Consider the following 21,259-nt stretch of genomic DNA (forward strand, 5'->3'; position numbering starts at 1 on the left):
CGATGCACCGTCAAATGTAGAGGCATGTGATACTTATACTTTACCAGCGCTTACTAACGGAGCTTACTTTACTACCACAGGCGGAGTAGGTCCAGTAGCAGCAGGAACAGCAATAACAAGTACCACCACATTATTTGTCTATAGTGCAGGAACCGGCAGTTGTTCAGATGTAGAGAACAGTTTTACAGTAACAATAAATGATACACCATTAGCCGATGCACCAGCAAATGTAGAGGCATGTGATACTTATACTTTACCAGCGCTTACTAACGGAGCTTACTTTACTACCACAGGCGGAGTAGGTCCAGTAGCAGCAGGAACAGCAATAACAAGTACCACCACATTATTTGTCTATAGTGCAGGAACCGGCAGTTGTTCAGATGTAGAGAACAGTTTTACAGTAACAATAAATGATACACCATTAGCCGATGCACCGTCAAATGTAGAGGCATGTGATACTTATACTTTACCAGCGCTTACTAACGGAGCTTACTTTACTACCACAGGCGGAGTAGGTCCAGTAGCAGCAGGAACAGCAATAACAAGTACCACCACATTATTTGTCTATAGTGCAGGAACAGGCAGTTGTTCAGATGTAGAGAACAGTTTTACAGTAACAATAAATGATACACCATTAGCCGATGCACCGTCAAATGTAGAGGCATGTGATACTTATACTTTACCAGCGCTTACTAACGGAGCTTACTTTACTACCACAGGCGGAGTAGGTCCAGTAGCAGCAGGAACAGCAATAACAAGTACCACCACATTATTTGTCTATAGTGCAGGAACAGGTAGTTGTTCAGATGTAGAGAACAGTTTTACAGTAACAATAAATGATACACCATTAGCAGATGCACCAGCAAATGTAGAGGCGTGTGATACTTATACTTTACCAGCGCTTACAAACGGAGCTTACTTTACTACAACAGGCGGAGTAGGTCCAGTAGCAGCAGGAACAGCAATAACAAGTACCACCACATTATTTGTCTATAGTGCAGGAACAGGTAGTTGTTCAGATGTAGAGAACAGTTTTACAGTAACAATAAATGATACACCATTAGCAGATGCACCGTCAAATGTAGAGGCATGTGATACTTATACTTTACCAGCGCTTACTAACGGAGCTTACTTTACTACAACAGGCGGAGTAGGTCCAGTAGCAGCAGGAACAGCAATAACAAGTACCACCACATTATTTGTCTATAGTGCAGGAACAGGCAGTTGTTCAGATGTAGAGAACAGTTTTACAGTAACAATAAATGATACACCATTAGCCGATGCACCGTCAAATGTAGAGGCATGTGATACTTATACTTTACCAGCGCTTACAAACGGAGCTTACTTTACTACAACAGGCGGAGTAGGTCCAGTAGCAGCAGGAACAGCAATAACAAGTACCACCACATTATTTGTCTATAGTGCAGGAACAGGTAGTTGTTCAGATGTAGAGAACAGTTTTACAGTAACAATAAATGATACACCATTAGCAGATGCACCGTCAAATGTAGAGGCATGTGATACTTATACTTTACCAGCGCTTACTAACGGAGCTTACTTTACTACAACAGGCGGAGTAGGTCCAGTAGCAGCAGGAACAGCAATAACAAGTACCACCACATTATTTGTCTATAGTGCAGGAACCGGCAGTTGTTCAGATGTAGAGAACAGTTTTACAGTAACTATAAATGATACACCATTAGCCGATGCACCGTCAAATGTAGAGGCATGTGATACTTATACTTTACCAGCGCTTACTAACGGAGCTTACTTTACTACCACAGGCGGAGTAGGTCCAGTAGCAGCAGGAACCGCAATAACAAGTACCACCACATTATTTGTCTATAGTGCAGGAACAGGCAGTTGTCCAGATGTAGAGAACAGTTTTACAGTAACTATAAATGCTACACCATTAGCCGATGCACCGTCAAATGTAGAGGCATGTGATACTTATACTTTACCAGCGCTTACTAACGGAGCTTACTTTACTACCACAGGCGGAGTAGGTCCAGTAGCAGCAGGAACCGCAATAACAAGTACCACCACATTATTTGTCTATAGTGCAGGAACAGGCAGTTGTTCAGATGTAGAGAACAGTTTTACAGTAACAATAAATGCTACACCATTAGCCGATGCACCGTCAAATGTAGAGGCGTGTGATACTTATACTTTACCAACGCTTACTAACGGAGCTTACTTTACTACAACAGGTGGAGTAGGTCCAGTAGCAGCAGGAACTGCAATAACAAGTACCACCACATTATTTGTCTATAGTGCAGGAACCGGCAGTTGTTCAGATGTAGAGAACAGTTTTACAGTAACAATAAATGATACACCATTAGCCGATGCACCGTCAAATGTAGAGGCATGTGATACTTATACTTTACCAGCGCTTACTAACGGAGCTTACTTTACTACCACAGGCGGAGTAGGTCCAGTAGCAGTAGGAACTGCAATAACAAGTACCACCACATTATTTGTCTATAGTGCAGGAACCGGCAGTTGTTCAGATGTAGAGAACAGTTTTACAGTAACAATAAATGATACACCATTAGCCGATGCACCGTCAAATGTAGAGGCATGTGATACTTATATTTTACCAGCGCTTACTAACGGAGCTTACTTTACTACCACAGGCGGAGTAGGTCCAGTAGCAGTAGGAACTGCAATAACAAGTACCACCACATTATTTGTCTATAGTGCAGGAACAGGTAGTTGTTCAGATGTAGAGAACAGTTTTACAGTAACAATAAATAATACACCATTAGCCGATGCACCGTCAAATGTAGAGGCATGTGATACTTATACTTTACCAGCGCTTACTAACGGAGCTTACTTTACTACCACAGGCGGAGTAGGTCCAGTAGCAGCAGGAACAGCAATAACAAGTACCACCACATTATTTGTCTATAGTGCAGGAACCGGCAGTTGTTCAGATGTAGAGAACAGTTTTACAGTAACAATAAATAATACACCATTAGCCGATGCACCGTCAAATGTAGAGGCATGTGATACTTATACTTTACCAGCGCTTACTAACGGAGCTTACTTTACTACAACAGGCGGAGTAGGTCCAGTAGCAGCAGGAACAGCAATAACAAGTACCACCACATTATTTGTCTATAGTGCAGGAACCGGCAGTTGTTCAGATGTAGAGAACAGTTTTACAGTAACAATAAATGCTACACCATTAGCAGATGCACCGTCAAATGTAGAGGCATGTGATACTTATACTTTACCAGCGCTTACTAACGGAGCTTACTTTACTACCACAGGCGGGGTAGGTCCAGTAGCAGCAGGAACAGCAATAACAAGTACCACCACATTATTTGTCTATAGTGCAGGAACAGGCAGTTGTTCAGATGTAGAGAACAGTTTTACAGTAACTATAAATGATACACCATTAGCAGATGCACCGTCAAATGTAGAGGCATGTGATACTTATACTTTACCAGCGCTTACTAACGGAGCTTACTTTACTACCACAGGCGGAGTAGATCCAGTAGCAGCAGGAACAGCAATAACAAGTACCACCACATTATTTGTCTATAGTGCAGGAACCGGCAGTTGTTCAGATGTAGAGAACAGTTTTACAGTAACAATAAATGATACACCATTAGCCGATGCACCGTCAAATGTAGAGGCATGTGATACTTATACTTTACCAGCGCTTACTAACGGAGCTTACTTTACTACCACAGGCGGAGTAGGTCCAGTAGCAGCAGGAACAGCAATAACAAGTACCACCACATTATTTGTCTATAGTGCAGGAACCGGCAGTTGTTCAGATGTAGAGAACAGTTTTACAGTAACAATAAATGCTACACCATTAGCAGATGCACCGTCAAATGTAGAGGCATGTGATACTTATACTTTACCAGCGCTTACTAACGGAGCTTACTTTACTACCACAGGCGGGGTAGGTCCAGTAGCAGCAGGAACAGCAATAACAAGTACCACCACATTATTTGTCTATAGTGCAGGAACCGGCAGTTGTTCAGATGTAGAGAACAGTTTTACAGTAACAATAAATGCTACACCATTAGCAGATGCACCAGCAAATGTAGAGGCATGTGATACTTATACTTTACCAGCGCTTACTAACGGAGCTTACTTTACTACCACAGGCGGAGTAGGTCCAGTAGCAGCAGGAACAGCAATAACAAGTACCACCACATTATTTGTCTATAGTGCAGGAACAGGCAGTTGTTCAGATGTAGAGAACAGTTTTACAGTAACAATAAATGATACACCATTAGCCGATGCACCGTCAAATGTAGAGGCATGTGATACTTATACTTTACCAGCGCTTACTAACGGAGCTTACTTTACTACCACAGGCGGAGTAGGTCCAGTAGCAGCAGGAACAGCAATAACAAGTACCACCACATTATTTGTCTATAGTGCAGGAACCGGCAGTTGTTCAGATGTAGAGAACAGTTTTACAGTAACAATAAATGATACACCATTAGCCGATGCACCGTCAAATGTAGAGGCATGTGATACTTATACTTTACCAGCGCTTACTAACGGAGCTTACTTTACTACCACAGGCGGAGTAGGTCCAGTAGCAGCAGGAACAGCAATAACAAGTACCACCACATTATTTGTCTATAGTGCAGGAACCGGCAGTTGTTCAGATGTAGAGAACAGTTTTACAGTAACAATAAATGATACACCATTAGCAGATGCACCAGCAAATGTAGAGGCATGTGATACTTATACTTTACCAGCGCTTACTAACGGAGCTTACTTTACTACCACAGGCGGAGTAGGTCCAGTAGCAGCAGGAACAGCAATAACAAGTACCACCACATTATTTGTCTATAGTGCAGGAACAGGCAGTTGTTCAGATGTAGAGAACAGTTTTACAGTAACTATAAATGATACACCATTAGCCGATGCACCGTCAAATGTAGAGGCATGTGATACTTATACTTTACCAGCGCTTACTAACGGAGCTTACTTTACTACAACAGGCGGAGTAGGTCCAGTAGCAGCAGGAACAGCAATAACAAGTACCACCACATTATTTGTCTATAGTGCAGGAACAGGCAGTTGTTCAGATGTAGAGAACAGTTTTACAGTAACAATAAATGATACACCATTAGCAGATGCACCAGCAAATGTAGAGGCATGTGATACTTATACTTTACCAGCGCTTACTAACGGAGCTTACTTTACTACCACAGGCGGAGTAGGTCCAGTAGCAGCAGGAACAGCAATAACAAGTACCACCACATTATTTGTCTATAGTGCAGGAACAGGCAGTTGTTCAGATGTAGAGAACAGTTTTACAGTAACAATAAATGATACACCATTAGCAGATGCACCGTCAAATGTAGAGGCATGTGATACTTATACTTTACCAGCGCTTACAAACGGAGCTTACTTTACTACAACAGGCGGAGTAGGTTCAGTAGCAGCAGGAACAGCAATAACAAGTACCACCACATTATTTGTCTATAGTGCAGGAACAGGCAGTTGTTCAGATGTAGAGAACAGTTTTACAGTAACAATAAATGATACACCATTAGCAGATGCACCAGCAAATGTAGAGGCATGTGATACTTATACTTTACCAGCGCTTACTAACGGAGCTTACTTTACTACAACAGGCGGAGTAGGTCCAGTAGGAGCAGGAACAGCAATAACAAGTACCACCACATTATTTGTCTATAGTGCAGGAACAGGTAGTTGTTCAGATGTAGAGAACAGTTTTACAGTAACAATAAATGATACACCATTAGCAGATGCACCGTCAAATGTAGAGGCATGTGATACTTATACTTTACCAGCGCTTACAAACGGAGCTTACTTTACTACCACAGGCGGAGTAGGTCCAGTAGCAGCAGGAACAGCAATAACAAGTACCACCACATTATTTGTCTATAGTGCAGGAACAGGCAGTTGTTCAGATGTAGAGAACAGTTTTACAGTAACAATAAATGATACACCATTAGCAGATGCACCGTCAAATGTAGAGGCATGTGATACTTATACTTTACCAGCGCTTACAAACGGAGCTTACTTTACTACAACAGGCGGAGTAGGTCCAGTAGCAGCAGGAACAGCAATAACAAGTACCACCACATTATTTGTCTATAGTGCAGGAACAGGCAGTTGTTCAGATGTAGAGAACAGTTTTACAGTAACAATAAATGATACACCATTAGCAGATGCACCGTCAAATGTAGAGGCATGTGATACTTATACTTTACCAGCGCTTACAAACGGAGCTTACTTTACTACAACAGGCGGAGTAGGTCCAGTAGCAGCAGGAACAGCAATAACAAGTACCACCACATTATTTGTCTATAGTGCAGGAACAGGCAGTTGTTCAGATGTAGAGAACAGTTTTACAGTAACAATAAATGATACACCATTAGCAGATGCACCGTCAAATGTAGAGGCATGTGATACTTATACTTTACCAGCGCTTACAAACGGAGCTTACTTTACTACAACAGGCGGAGTAGGTCCAGTAGCAGCAGGAACAGCAATAACAAGTACCACCACATTATTTGTCTATAGTGCAGGAACAGGTAGTTGTTCAGATGTAGAGAACAGTTTTACAGTAACAATAAATGATACACCATTAGCAGATGCACCGTCAAATGTAGAGGCATGTGATACTTATACTTTACCAGCGCTTACTAACGGAGCTTACTTTACTACAACAGGCGGAGTAGGTCCAGTAGCAGCAGGAACAGCAATAACAAGTACCACCACATTATTTGTCTATAGTGCAGGAACAGGCAGTTGTTCAGATGTAGAGAACAGTTTTACAGTAACAATAAATAATACACCATTAGCAGATGCACCGTCAAATGTAGAGGCATGTGATACTTATACTTTACCAGCGCTTACTAACGGAGCTTACTTTACTACCACAGGCGGAGTAGGTCCAGTAGCAGCAGGAACAGCAATAACAAGTACCACCACATTATTTGTCTATAGTGCAGGAACAGGTAGTTGTTCAGATGTAGAGAACAGTTTTACAGTAACAATAAATAATACACCATTAGCAGATGCACCGTCAAATGTAGAGGCATGTGATACTTATACTTTACCAGCGCTTACTAACGGAGCTTACTTTACTACCACAGGCGGAGTAGGTCCAGTAGCAGCAGGAACAGCAATAACAAGTACCACCACATTATTTGTCTATAGTGCAGGAACAGGTAGTTGTTCAGATGTAGAGAACAGTTTTACAGTAACAATAAATAATACACCATTAGCCGATGCACCGTCAAATGTAGAGGCATGTGATACTTATACTTTACCAGCGCTTACTAACGGAGCTTACTTTACTACAACAGGTGGAGTAGGTCCAGTAGCAGCAGGAACAGCAATAACAAGTACCACCACATTATTTGTCTATAGTGCAGGAACAGGCAGTTGTTCAGATGTAGAGAACAGTTTTACAGTAACTATAAATGATACACCAACAGTAAATTTGATAAGTGATGATACAGACAATACGATTTGTTTAGGAGAAAGTATAATTTTTACAGCTTCTGGAGGAGATGAATATGAGTTTTTTGTAGATGGTTTAAGTGTTCAGGGACAATCAACGGATAATACCTATGATACAACAACATTAGTAAATGGTCAAGTAGTAACAGTTCGTGTTGTAAATACCATGAGTGGATGTGAGTCAACAAGTATAGGAATAACTGTTAATGTTAACGTTGGTGCAGATACCGACACAGATGGAATAGTTGATACTTGTGATGATGACGATGATAATGATGGTAACCCAGATGTAACAGATCCAAATCCATTAGTACCAACAACGATGGATGATGTATTAAGTGTTACAGAAGGCACTACAGGAGTAGTTGATGTATTAACAAATGATGATTTTTTACCAGGTGCAAATACAAGTTTAGTAGTTGTACCAGGAACAGGAACTACAGCAGGAGGAACAATTTCATTTGATCCATTAACAGGAGAAATGAGTTACACTCCAGCATTAGGCGAAGAAGGAAGTACTGTAACAGTAGAATACCAAGTATGTAATACAGGGGTAACACCACAAGTTTGTGAGACAGCAACAGTAACTATAACAGTAAATGTAGATACCGATGGAGATGGAGATCCAGATATAACCGATCCAGATGATGATAATGATGGTAACCCAGATGTAACAGATCCAAATCCATTAGTACCAACAACGATGGATGATGTATTAAGTGTTACAGAAGGCACTACAGGAGTAGTTGATGTATTAACAAATGATGATTTCTTACCAGGCGCAAATACAAGTTTAGTAGTTGTACCAGGAACAGGAACTACAGCAGGAGGAACAATTTCATTTGATGCATTAACAGGAGAGATGAGTTATACCCCAGCAGTAGGCGAAGAAGGTACTACAGTAACAGTAGAATACCAAGTATGTAATACAGGGGTAACACCACAAGTTTGTGAGACAGCAACAGTGACTATAACAGTAAATGTAGATACCGATGGAGATGGAGATCCAGATATAACCGATCCAGATGATGATAATGATGGTAACCCAGATGTAACAGATCCAAATCCATTAGTACCAACAGCGATGGATGATGTATTAAGTGTTACAGAAGGCACTACAGGAGTAGTTGATGTATTAACAAATGATGATTTCTTACCAGGCGCAAATACAAGTTTAGTAGTTGTACCAGGAACAGGAACTACAGCAGGAGGAACAATTTCATTTGATGCATTAACAGGAGAGATGAGTTATACCCCAGCAGTAGGCGAAGAAGGTACTACAGTAACAGTAGAATACCAAGTATGTAATACAGGGGTAACACCACAAGTTTGTGAGACAGCAACAGTGACTATAACAGTAAATGTAGATACCGATGGAGATGGAGATCCAGATATAACCGATCCAGATGATGATAATGATGGTAACCCAGATGTAACAGATCCAAATCCATTAGTACCAACAGCGATGGATGATGTATTAAGTGTTACAGAAGGCACTACAGGAGTAGTTGATGTATTAACAAATGATGATTTCTTACCAGGCGCAAATACAAGTTTAGTAGTTGTACCAGGAACAGGAACTACAGCAGGAGGAACAATTTCATTTGATCCATTAACAGGAGAGATGAGTTATACCCCAGCATTAGGCGAAGAAGGAAGTACAGTAACAGTAGAATACCAAGTATGTAATACAGGGGTAACACCACAAGTTTGTGAGACAGCAACAGTAACTATAACAGTAAATGTAGATACCGATGGAGATGGAGATCCAGATATAACCGATCCAGATGATGATAATGATGGCAACCCAGATGTAACAGATCCAAATCCATTAGTACCAACAACGATGGATGATGTATTAAGTGTTACAGAAGGCACTACAGGAGTAGTTGATGTATTAATAAATGATGATTTCTTACCAGGCATAAATACAAGTTTAGTAGTTGTACCAGGAACAGGAACTACAGCAGGAGGAACAATTTCATTTGATCCATTAACAGGAGAGATGAGTTATACCCCAGCATTAGGCGAAGAAGGAAGTACTGTAACAGTAGAATACCAAGTATGTAATACAGGTGTAACACCACAAGTTTGTGAGACAGCAACAGTAACTATAACAGTAAATGTAGATACCGATGGAGATGGAGATCCAGATATAACCGATCCAGATGATGATAATGATGGTAACCCAGATGTAACAGATCCAAATCCATTAGTACCAACAACGATGGATGATGTATTAAGTGTTACAGAAGGCACTACAGGAGTAGTTGATGTATTAACAAATGATGATTTCTTACCAGGCGCAAATACAAGTTTAGTAGTTGTACCAGGAACAGGAACTACAGCAGGAGGAACAATTTCATTTGATCCATTAACAGGAGAGATGAGTTATACCCCAGCATTAGGCGAAGAAGGAAGTACTGTAACAGTAGAATACCAAGTATGTAATACAGGTGTAACACCACAAGTTTGTGAGACAGCAACAGTAACTATAACAGTAAATGTAGATACCGATGGAGATGGAGATCCAGATATAACCGATCCAGATGATGATAATGATGGTAACCCAGATGTAACAGATCCAAATCCATTAGTACCAACAGCGATGGATGATGTATTAAGTGTTACAGAAGGCACTACAGGAGTAGTTGATGTATTAACAAATGATGATTTCTTACCAGGCGCAAATACAAGTTTAGTAGTTGTAGCAGGAACAGGAACTACAGCAGGAGGAACAATTTCATTTGATCCATTAACAGGAGAAATGAGTTACACTCCAGCATTAGGCGAAGAAGGAAGTACTGTAACAGTAGAATACCAAGTATGTAATACAGGGGTAACACCACAAGTTTGTGAGACAGCAACAGTAACTATAACAGTAAATGTAGATACCGATGGAGATGGAGATCCAGATATAACCGATCCAGATGATGATAATGATGGTAACCCAGATGTAACAGATCCAAATCCATTAGTACCAACAGCGATGGATGATGTATTAAGTGTTACAGAAGGCACTACAGGAGTAGTTGATGTATTAACAAATGATGATTTCTTACCAGGCGCAAATACAAGTTTAGTAGTTGTAGCAGGAACAGGAACTACAGCAGGAGGAACAATTTCATTTGATCCATTAACAGGAGAAATGAGTTACACTCCAGCATTAGGCGAAGAAGGAAGTACTGTAACAGTAGAATACCAAGTATGTAATACAGGGGTAACACCACAAGTTTGTGAGACAGCAACAGTAACTATAACAGTAAATGTAGATACCGATGGAGATGGAGATCCAGATATAACCGATCCAGATGATGATAATGATGGTAACCCAGATGTAACAGATCCAAATCCATTAGTACCAACAACGATGGATGATGTATTAATTGTTACAGAAGGCACTACAGGAGTAGTTGATGTATTAACAAATGATGATTTCTTACCAGGCGCAAATACAAGTTTAGTAGTTGTACCAGGAACAGGAACTACAGCAGGAGGAACAATTTCATTTGATGCATTAACAGGAGAAATGAGTTACACTCCAGCATTAGGCGAAGAAGGTACTACAGTAACAGTAGAATACCAAGTATGTAATACAGGGGTAACACCACAAGTTTGTGAGACAGCAACAGTGACTATAACAGTAAATGTAGATACCGATGGAGATGGAGATCCAGATATAACCGATCCAGATGATGATAATGATGGTAACCCAGATGTAACAGATCCAAATCCATTAGTACCAACAGCGATGGATGATGTATTAAGTGTTACAGAAGGCACTACAGGAGTAGTTGATGTATTAACAAATGATGATTTCTTACCAGGCGCAAATACAAGTTTAGTAGTTGTACCAGGAACAGGAACTACAGCAGGAGGAACAATTTCATTTGATCCATTAACAGGAGAGATGAGTTATACCCCAGCATTAGGCGAAGAAGGAAGTACAGTAACAGTAGAATACCAAGTATGTAATACAGGGGTAACACCACAAGTTTGTGAGACAGCAACAGTAACTATAACAGTAAATGTAGATACCGATGGAGATGGAGATCCAGATATAACCGATCCAGATGATGATAATGATGGCAACCCAGATGTAACAGATCCAAATCCATTAGTACCAACAACGATGGATGATGTATTAAGTGTTACAGAAGGCACTACAGGAGTAGTTGATGTATTAATAAATGATGATTTCTTACCAGGCATAAATACAAGTTTAGTAGTTGTACCAGGAACAGGAACTACAGCAGGAGGAACAATTTCATTTGATCCATTAACAGGAGAGATGAGTTATACCCCAGCATTAGGCGAAGAAGGAAGTACTGTAACAGTAGAATACCAAGTATGTAATACAGGTGTAACACCACAAGTTTGTGAGACAGCAACAGTAACTATAACAGTAAATGTAGATACCGATGGAGATGGAGATCCAGATATAACCGATCCAGATGATGATAATGATGGTAACCCAGATGTAACAGATCCAAATCCATTAGTACCAACAACGATGGATGATGTATTAAGTGTTACAGAAGGCACTACAGGAGTAGTTGATGTATTAACAAATGATGATTTCTTACCAGGCGCAAATACAAGTTTAGTAGTTGTACCAGGAACAGGAACTACAGCAGGAGGAACAATTTCATTTGATCCATTAACAGGAGAGATGAGTTATACCCCAGCATTAGGCGAAGAAGGAAGTACAGTAACAGTAGAATACCAAGTATGTAATACAGGTGTAACACCACAAGTTTGTGATACAGCAACAGTAACTATAACAGTAAATGTAGATACCGATGGAGATGGAGATCCAGATATAACCGATCCAGATGATGATAATGATGGTAACCCAGATGTAACAGATCCAAATCCATTAGTACCAACAACGATGGATGATGTATTAATTGTTACAGAAGGCACTACAGGAGTAGTTGATGTATTAACAAATGATGATTTCTTACCAGGCGCAAATACAAGTTTAGTAGTTGTACCAGGAACAGGAACTACAGCAGGAGGAACAATTTCATTTGATCCATTAACAGGAGAGATGAGTTATATCCCAGCAGTAGGCGAAGAAGGTACTACAGTAACAGTAGAATACCAAGTATGTAATACAGGTGTAACACCACAAGTTTGTGAGACAGCAACAGTAACTATAACAGTAAATGTAGATACCGATGGAGATGGAGATCCAGATATAACCGATCCAGATGATGATAATGATGGTAACCCAGATGTAACAGATCCAAATCCATTAGTACCAACAACGATGGATGATGTATTAATTGTTACAGAAGGCACTACAGGAGTAGTTGATGTATTAACAAATGATGATTTCTTACCAGGCGCAAATACAAGTTTAGTAGTTGTACCAGGAACAGGAACTACAGCAGGAGGAACAATTTCATTTGATCCATTAACAGGAGAGATGAGTTATATCCCAGCAGTAGGCGAAGAAGGAAGTACTGTAACAGTAGAATACCAAGTATGTAATACAGGGGTAACACCACAAGTTTGTGAGACAGCAACAGTAACTATAACAGTAAATGTAGATACCGATGGAGATGGAGATCCAGATATAACCGATCCAGATGATGATAATGATGGTAACCCAGATGTAACAGATCCAAATCCATTAGTACCAACAACGATGGATGATGTATTAATTGTTACAGAAGGCACTACAGGAGTAGTTGATGTATTAACAAATGATGATTTCTTACCAGGCGCAAATACAAGTTTAGTAGTTGTACCAGGAACAGGAACTACAGCAGGAGGAACAATTTCATTTGATCCATTAACAGGAGAGATGAGTTATACCCCAGCAGTAGGCGAAGAAGGTACTACAGTAACAGTAGAATACCAAGTATGTAATACAGGGGTAACACCACAAGTTTGTGAGACAGCAACAGTAACTATAACAGTAAATGTAGATACAGACGGTGATGGAATTCCAAATTCTGAAGATTTAGATGACGATAATGATGGAATTTTAGATATTGTTGAATTAAATGGTAATACAACTTTAGATAGTGATGGTGATGGTATTATTGATAGCCTTGACTTAGATAGTGATGGCGATGGTATTTTAGATATTGAAGAGAGTGGACATGATGTTGATACTATTGATAGTAATGGAGATGGAGTAATTGATATTATTGTTGATATAGATAATGACGGAATTATGGATGTTATTGATAATGATACATCTAATCCAACTGGAGGAATTGACCTTTTACCAGTAGACACTGATAATGATGGAACACCAGATTTCCAAGATGTAGATAGTGATAATGATGGTATTTCTGACTTAGTAGAAGGAGGTAGTGATGCTGCATTAGATACTAATAATGATGGAATTATTGATAATTTATTAGATTCAGACAATGATGGAATAGCAGATTCTGTAGATCCAGATAATGGAGGTACATCAGTAGACACTCCTGATACAGATGGAGATAATATTCCTGATTATTTGGATTTAGATAGTGATAATGATGGCTTGAATGATATTTCAGAAGGAGGTTTAACTGATTCAGATGGAAATGGATTAGTTGATACGCCAGATTCTTTAACGGATAATAATAATTTACCTGATAGTGATAATGACGGTATTCCAGATGTGTTAGAACCTAATAACCCAGATTTACCTACAGATGTAGATACAGATGGAGATAGTATTGTAGATAATAATATGGATACAGATGGTGATGGAATAGCAGATGTAGTCGATGGTTTAGTAGATGAGTTTGGAGATGCAGCATTAGATACCGATGGAGATGGTATCCCTGATTCTGAAGATTTAGATGATGATAATGATGGTATTTCTGATATTGAAGAAGGTGGAGGTACAGTGGATACCGATGGAGATGATATTCCGGATAGCTTAGATTTAGATAGTGATAATGATGGGATTTTAGATGTAGATGAAGCTGGTAATGGATTATTGGATACAAATAACGATGGTGTTATTGATGTAAAGGATGATGGATATGAAGATAATAATAACGACGGTCAGGCTGATGCAACAGAAAATGATGAAGCACCAGATACTGATGGAGATGGAATTCCTGATTTTAGAGATTTAGATAGTGATAATGACGGAATTAATGATGTAATAGAAGATGGGAATATTGATACTGATGGAAATGGTATAGCTGATGGTGGTGATTCAGATCAAGATGGAATTCCAGATAGCGCAGATAATGATAGTACTATATTTGGTGAAAATGATGGAGGTGAGCCTGAAAATACAGATAGTGATAATGATGGAGTTCCAGATTATCTAGATTTAGATAGTGATGATGATGGAATAAATGATGTGATTGAGGGTGGAAATAATGATTCAGATACTGATGGAAACGGACTTGTAGATGGCTTAGATAGTGATAATGATGGAATTCTAGATGTAGTAGATGAAGACCCTGATGATTTTGGTGATGCAGGAAATTCAGATGTAAATGTAACTGACCCTACAGATCCAGATAGTGGAGGAACAGGTGTTGTGCCAGATAGTGGAACAGATGCAGATGGAGATGGTATAGCAGATAGTGTTGATGGAGATGATACTATTTATGGAGACTTTAGAGATTGTGTATTTGTTTATAATGAATTTAGTCCAAATGATGATGGAGTTAATGATGAATTAATTATTGATTGTATTGAAAATTATCCAAATAATACATTAGAGATCTTTAATAGATGGGGTAATACGGTCTATAGAACTGAAAGATATACGAATAGTAAGAATAAAACCTTTAAAGGAATATCAAATGGTAGAGTGAATGTTAATGTTGATGATAAATTACCTGTAGGAACTTATTTTTATGTATTAGATTTAGGAGATGGAAGTCCTGTTAAGAAAGGATGGATTTATATTAACCGATAAAAATTTCTTATATTAGTTAAGAAGCTCAGTTAAAAATGAGGACAATTTCAAAATTCATTTGTATGTTGGGTATTTGTTTTATTACAAATACCCAAGCACAACAAGACCCCCAATTCACTCAATATATGTTTAATACAATGAGTGTGAATCCTGCTTATGCTGGATCAAAAGGACATGCAGTAATAACAGCAATAGGAAGAACACAATGGGTTGGATTTGAAGGGGCACCAGATACTCAAAATTTGAGTTTTGACTCTCCTTTGGGAGAATCAGGTTTAGGATTAGGTTTAAATCTGGTGAATGATAAAATTGGTCCTTCACATGAAATTTATTTTGATGGTAATTTATCCTATACAGTTGAAACTGGTCAAGAAGGAAATCTAGCTTTTGGTTTGAGATTAGGAGGTAGATTGCTAAATATAGATTGGTCAAAAGGAGAAACTGTTGATTCAGAAGCTTTATTTGCCAATAACATAAGTGGTAAATTTTTACCAACAGTAGGAGCTGGTATATATTACTATGAACCTCAATGGTATATTGGGTTATCTGTACCAAATTTTCTAAGGACAGAACATTATGATCGAAATTTAGAAGAAGTTCAGCAAGTAGCTATAGAAAGAATGCACTTTTTCTTAATAACTGGTTATGTATTTGATGTAACTGAGAGTATAAAATTTAAACCAGCAGCTTTAGTAAAGGCAGTTTCGGGTGCTCCATTATCTCTAGATGTTTCGGCAAATCTATTATTTAATGAAAAATTTAGGATAGGTCTTGGTTGGAGATGGGATGACTCGATAAGTGCATTGTTAGGTTTTCAAGTTACAGATTCATTACTTATTGGATATGCATATGATTTGACAACTTCTAATTATAATGTAACAAATTCAGGAACGCACGAAATTATGATCAGATATGAAATATTAAAAGAATTAAGGTATAAATCTCCCCGATTTTTCTAAAACCTAAAATTAAAGGATTAATGAAATTAAAAAGACAGTTACTATTTATTTTTATAGTAGTTCTAGTAGGAGAAATACATTCACAAAGCAGAAGAGTGGCTGATCGTTACTTTGAAGAATACTCTTATGTTCAATCTGCAGAGTTATATAAGGCTTTAATTGAAAAAAAAGGAGATAGCTCTAAGCATATACTTAGTAGGTTAGCAGATTCTTATTACAATAATTCAAATACTGAAGAGGCCTTAAAATGGTATGAGAAGTTGGTTAACAATTTTAAGAACAAAATAGAAGAAAAATATTTATTTAGGTATGCGCAAACTCTAAGAAGTAATGGGAATTATAAAAAGTCAGATTCTATTTTTATTATTTTATCAAAAGAGAATAATAAAAACAATAGAAAACTAGAGTTAGAGAATGAAAATTATTTATTAGACTATTCAGGAAATAAAAAAGAAAGAATAGGAATAAGAAATTTATCAATAAACACACCTTTTTCTGATTACGGAGGTTTTATTATAAATGGTAATGTTTATTATACTTCTGCTGCACCAAAAAATGAAAAAAAGCAAAAATTATATAAATGGAACAAACAACCATTTTTAAATATATATAAAGCTAAGGAAAGTATTGAATCTTTAGAAGAAAATGAAAAAGACACTGTTTTAGAAGTGCTTAATCATAAAATATTAAAGTCTCCAGTAACTACAAAATATCATGAAGGCAAACCTATTTTTACAAAAGATGGTAAGACAATGTATTTTACTCGAAATAACTTTGATGGTAGAAGAGTTAGTAAGGATAAAAAAAGATCAGTCAACTTAAAGATTTACAAAGCATCTTTAGTTAATGGTGAATGGACAAATATAATTGAATTGCCATTTAATAGTGACGAATACTCTGTGGGACATCCAGCTTTGTCTCCTAATGAAGAAGAGTTATATTTTGTATCTGATATGCCAGGAGGTTTTGGAGCCTCTGATTTATATAAAGTTGCTGTTAAAGAAGAAGGAAAGTATGGAAAACCAATAAATTTAGGAAGTACAATTAATACTTCTGATAGAGAAAAATTTCCTTTTATAGGTAATGATAATACTTTGTATTTCTCTTCTGACGGTCACTTAGGATTAGGTTTACTTGATGTTTTCCAAGCTAAAATAAAAAATGATTCAACATATTCTAAAGTTAAAAACATAGGAAAGCCTTTTAATAGTAAAAAAGATGATTTTGCCTTTTTTATAGGTGAAAAAGGTAAGAAAGGGTTCTTCTCTTCTAATAGAAAAAAAGGAAAAGGAGATGATGATATCTATAGTTTTTACATCTATTCTGATCCTCCAGTATGTACAAAAACAATATCTGGTACCGTTGTAGATGCTAAACAAGGGAAAATAGTTGCAGATGCAATTTTAAAAATGGTAAATCCAAATAATGGAGAGGTTTTATTAGAAACAATTTCTGATGAAAACGGTTACTATAAGTTTGACAAAGTGTTATGTGATGCAAACTATATTATAAAAGCATCTAAACTAGATCATAGACCAGATCAAAAAAAGGTAAAGATTTCAAAAAAATCTATAGAAATAATTAATGTAGATTTAAAGTTAATCCCTTTAATTATTGGAGATCAAATTGTAATCAATCCTATATATTTTGATTTTAATAAATCAAAAATTAGAGAGGATGCAGAATACGAGTTAGAAAATATAGTAACTGTAATGAAAAATCATCCTGAAATTGTTATTAAAATTGAGTCACACACAGATAGTAGAGGAAAGGATTTATATAACAAAAGGTTATCTGATAAAAGAGCAAAAGCGACAAGAGATTATATTATTTCAAGAGGTATTAAAAATAAAAGAATTGAAAGCGCTATTGGATACGGTGAAGAGAAGTTGTTGAATCACTGTAATAATAAAAATAAGAATAAATGTTCAGAAGAAGAGCATCAAGTAAATAGACGATCATATTTTTATATTGTTAAAGGAAGAGATAAAATTAAAGCAAAACAACAAGCTGAAAAAATTAAGGTTAAAAAACGGATAAGTAATCGTAGTAGTTATTTAAGGTTTTTAAGAGACAACTTTAAGAGATCTAAGAATGGAGGTTCTGAAAAATGTAAAAAAGAAGGAAGCTGTAATGAAAATAAAACTGATGAATTAAAATATTAATAACTGTTATTAGTTTTGTTATCAAGTAAAGAAACTCTATTTTTGACGACTATAGAAAATAATTAAGTAACTATCAAATTAAAATAAACAAACTCCAAATAATGTTGGAGTTTTTGTTTTACAGTATAAATTAACAATGATGTTAAAAAAGAATATTTATATAAAATTATCACTTTTCTTGAGTGTGTTTTTAATGTCTTGTGTTTCTAGTAAAGAATATAAAAATAAAGAAAAAGAAGTTCAGAAAACACAAGAAAAACATGATAGAGTTAAGGCTATAAATAAAGATATTAAGAATTTACTTTATGCTGTGAAATCAAAAGCTGATAGGTATAAAAATCAGCAAGAAAATCTAAACCAAGTAAGTTTATCCTTATTAGAAGAGAAAAATAATAAGATAGAAAATAATAAAGGTATAGCTATACCTACTTCATTAAGAAAAGATCTTAAGAAAGAAATTTCACAAATAAAATCTAATAAAAATAAAAATTTAAATACGTTTAAAGATTCTTTAAACTATTTATTAATCAATAAATTTAGTAAACAAGTACAATCTTTTGACCTCAAAAACTCTGATGATATAAATATTAAAATAGAAAGAACCGTTGTTATGATTGCGGTATCTGATAAACTATTATTCAACTCAGCAAGTTATAATATAAGAAGATCTGGATATCCAATTATTAAAAAATTGGCAAAAATATTAGCTGCAGAACCTAATATTAATGTTATTATTGAAGGGCATGCAGATTCAGTTCCTATAAAAACTTTTGAAATTAAAGATAATTGGGATTTAAGTGTAAAAAGAGCTACAACTATTGCTAGGCTACTAGAAAAAAGATATAAAATAAGACCAGAAAGGCTAATCCCATCGGGTAGAGGTAGCGCAGTTCCTTTTAAAGATAATAAAACAAGAAAAAATAGAGCATTAAATAGAAGAATAAAAATATTTTTATTACCTAATCTAAATCATTTCTTTGATTTTTTAGATGCTGATAAAATGACTTCTAAAAGTGAAATAAATAGAAAAGAATATAAAAAAGCTAGTAAAAAAATTAATAAATTTTTAGATTTTCTTAAAAACTACCATAAAAAAAGAAAAGGAATAGATACATTAGATAAATGTAAAAAAGGAGAAGAAGAAGATTGTGATGATCCAAACAAAATCATAAATTTAAAATAAATTTAAAAATTGATGTCTAACATAACTCAGTTCAAATTTTATATGAAAAATATCTATTTGCTTTTATTAATTTTAGGATTAACTTCTTGTGTTTCTAAAAGAAAGTACTCAAAGTTAGATAAGAAACATGATTTGATGAAAAAAAATATACAAGATGTATCTTTTGAGAATGAGAAGTTGACAGTAAAATATAAAAAAATTAAAGAAAAAATTACTGAGTATAATAATAAAATAAATGCACTGAAGCAGCTTAATGAAGATTCCAAAAAAGATAATGATAGAAAACTAGATATCGTTGGAGATGGTGTATTGATTTCTGAAGAAATAAAAAGAAAAATAGCTAAAGGGTTTAATAAAATTGATAAATCTAAATTAGAAAACGTAAAAAATTTACAAGATTCTATTAATGTAATGTTAAGTTATAACCTTAATAAACTAACAAAAAATGATGGTAATGATGTAGAATTGAACTTTAACATTGATAAAACTGTTGTAATGATATCTATTTCAGACAAGATGTTGTTTAAGACGGCAAGTCATAAAGTTAGAAAAGAAGCTTTAAGAGTAATAAAAAAAGTAGCCGAAATAGTTAAATCTGAACCAAGTATGGATATTATGATTGAAGGACATACAGATGCTAAACCTATTCATACTAGAGGAATAAAAGATAATTGGGATTTAAGTGTTAAAAGAGCAACAGCAATTGTTAGAATTTTAGAACAAAAATTTGGTATAGATTCTAAAAGGTTAATAGCATCCGGAAGAGGTAGTTCAGTTCCTTTAAAAGAGAATAATACGAGCTATAATAGAGCTTTTAATAGAAGAACAAGAATAATAATTTTACCAAACTTAGATAAGTTTTTTAGTTTATTAATAGATAGTGAAAATATAATTATTCCTTGATAACATAGAAAAATAATTAGATAAAGAAAAACTCCGAAATAATTTGTTAAATTACTTCGGAGTTTTTCTTTTAAAAGAAATAAAAATTTATTTATCTCTTACTAATGCCATACATACATATAGTTCGGGCTTATTAGCTGTAAACTCATTAAGCCAAATAGTTAACTCATTAATTTCGTGAGGAAGTAATCTAGTTAGGGCTTTTTTTAATTCCTTACAAAACAAATCAGAGTTAAAACTAACTTTTTTAAGTATAGTTTTTGTGTAATCATACATAGCTCTTGCCATATTAAGGGGATTTGAATTATAAATTTCTTAACGGTAATTTACAAAAAAATATTATTTAGAATGTGTTAAAATTATAAAAAAAAGCCAGTTTCTTTAAAAACTGGCTTTTTACTTATAAATTATTAACTTTTTCAATAAGTTCTTTAGCTTTAGATTCTAATTCCTTACTAACAGACCTATAATGCTGTTTTTTGTTTTCAATATTTTTCGAGTGAATTTTATCTAATAAAGAATCAAAAGTATTAATTGCCTCATCAATAATAGCTTCAGATTTAGAAGTATCTTCTTTTGGGTTTAAAAGTTCCCAAACGTAGCATTCTTCAATAATATCACCTAAAGTATAATTAATATCTTTCTTTAAATTTTTTACACTTGCCATAATTATAAA

7 protein-coding genes (1 of these 7 only partly in view) are annotated in these 21,259 nt (G+C 35.9%); 5 read left to right on the forward strand and 2 right to left on the reverse strand.

The features are described from left to right. The 5 genes from ABNT65_RS01825 to ABNT65_RS01845 form a co-directional block, all read left to right on the forward strand. Window positions 1–15,373, forward strand: the final stretch of a protein-coding gene (locus tag ABNT65_RS01825) for a gliding motility-associated C-terminal domain-containing protein (RefSeq protein WP_348746991.1). 16,409 nt of this gene lie to the left of the window's left edge; the window shows 15,373 of its 31,782 coding nt (coding positions 16,410–31,782); its start codon lies beyond the left edge, outside the window; its stop codon occupies window positions 15,371–15,373. A gap of 35 nt (window positions 15,374–15,408) precedes the next feature. Further along, on the forward strand, window positions 15,409–16,332 hold the full coding sequence (locus ABNT65_RS01830; RefSeq protein WP_348736364.1) for a type IX secretion system membrane protein PorP/SprF: 924 nt from the start codon (window positions 15,409–15,411) through the stop codon (window positions 16,330–16,332). A gap of 20 nt (window positions 16,333–16,352) precedes the next feature. After that, window positions 16,353–18,497 (forward strand): OmpA family protein, encoded by a 2,145-nt coding sequence (locus ABNT65_RS01835; protein ID WP_348746992.1) that lies wholly within the window; start codon window positions 16,353–16,355, stop codon window positions 18,495–18,497. Between the two features lie 184 nt (window positions 18,498–18,681). Next, on the forward strand, window positions 18,682–19,680 hold the full coding sequence (locus ABNT65_RS01840; RefSeq protein ID WP_348747815.1) for a flagellar motor protein MotB: 999 nt from the start codon (window positions 18,682–18,684) through the stop codon (window positions 19,678–19,680). A 42-nt stretch (window positions 19,681–19,722) separates the two neighbouring features. Next, window positions 19,723–20,583 (forward strand): flagellar motor protein MotB, encoded by an 861-nt coding sequence (locus ABNT65_RS01845; RefSeq protein ID WP_348736368.1) that lies wholly within the window; start codon window positions 19,723–19,725, stop codon window positions 20,581–20,583. 87 nt (window positions 20,584–20,670) lie between these two features. Here the strand turns inward: ABNT65_RS01845 and ABNT65_RS01850 are convergent, their stop codons facing one another. Together ABNT65_RS01850 and ABNT65_RS01855 are read right to left on the reverse strand one after the other, a co-directional pair. Next, complete coding sequence (locus ABNT65_RS01850; RefSeq protein ID WP_348702129.1) at window positions 20,671–20,871, reverse strand: hypothetical protein; 201 nt, start codon at window positions 20,869–20,871, stop codon at window positions 20,671–20,673. A gap of 112 nt (window positions 20,872–20,983) precedes the next feature. Beyond that, a complete protein-coding gene (locus tag ABNT65_RS01855; RefSeq protein ID WP_348702128.1) occupies window positions 20,984–21,250 on the reverse strand; it encodes a hypothetical protein in 267 nt (88 codons plus the stop codon). Window positions 21,251–21,259: the final 9 nt, after the last annotated feature.

Origin of the sequence: Tenacibaculum sp. 190524A02b (genome assembly GCF_964036645.1) — a bacterium.
Taxonomy (GTDB): Bacteria; Bacteroidota; Bacteroidia; order Flavobacteriales; family Flavobacteriaceae; genus Polaribacter; species Polaribacter vairaonense.

Bases quoted from the DNA above. Each gene is read 5' to 3' on its own strand.
- ABNT65_RS01830 (WP_348736364.1), top strand. From the start codon at position 15,409: ATGAGGACAATTTCAAAATTCATTTGTATGTTGGGTATTTGTTTTATT.
- ABNT65_RS01835 (WP_348746992.1), top strand. From the start codon at position 16,353: ATGAAATTAAAAAGACAGTTACTATTTATTTTTATAGTAGTTCTAGTA.
- ABNT65_RS01845 (WP_348736368.1), top strand. From the start codon at position 19,723: ATGAAAAATATCTATTTGCTTTTATTAATTTTAGGATTAACTTCTTGT.
- ABNT65_RS01850 (WP_348702129.1), bottom strand. From the start codon at position 20,871: ATGGCAAGAGCTATGTATGATTACACAAAAACTATACTTAAAAAAGTT.
- ABNT65_RS01855 (WP_348702128.1), bottom strand. From the start codon at position 21,250: ATGGCAAGTGTAAAAAATTTAAAGAAAGATATTAATTATACTTTAGGT.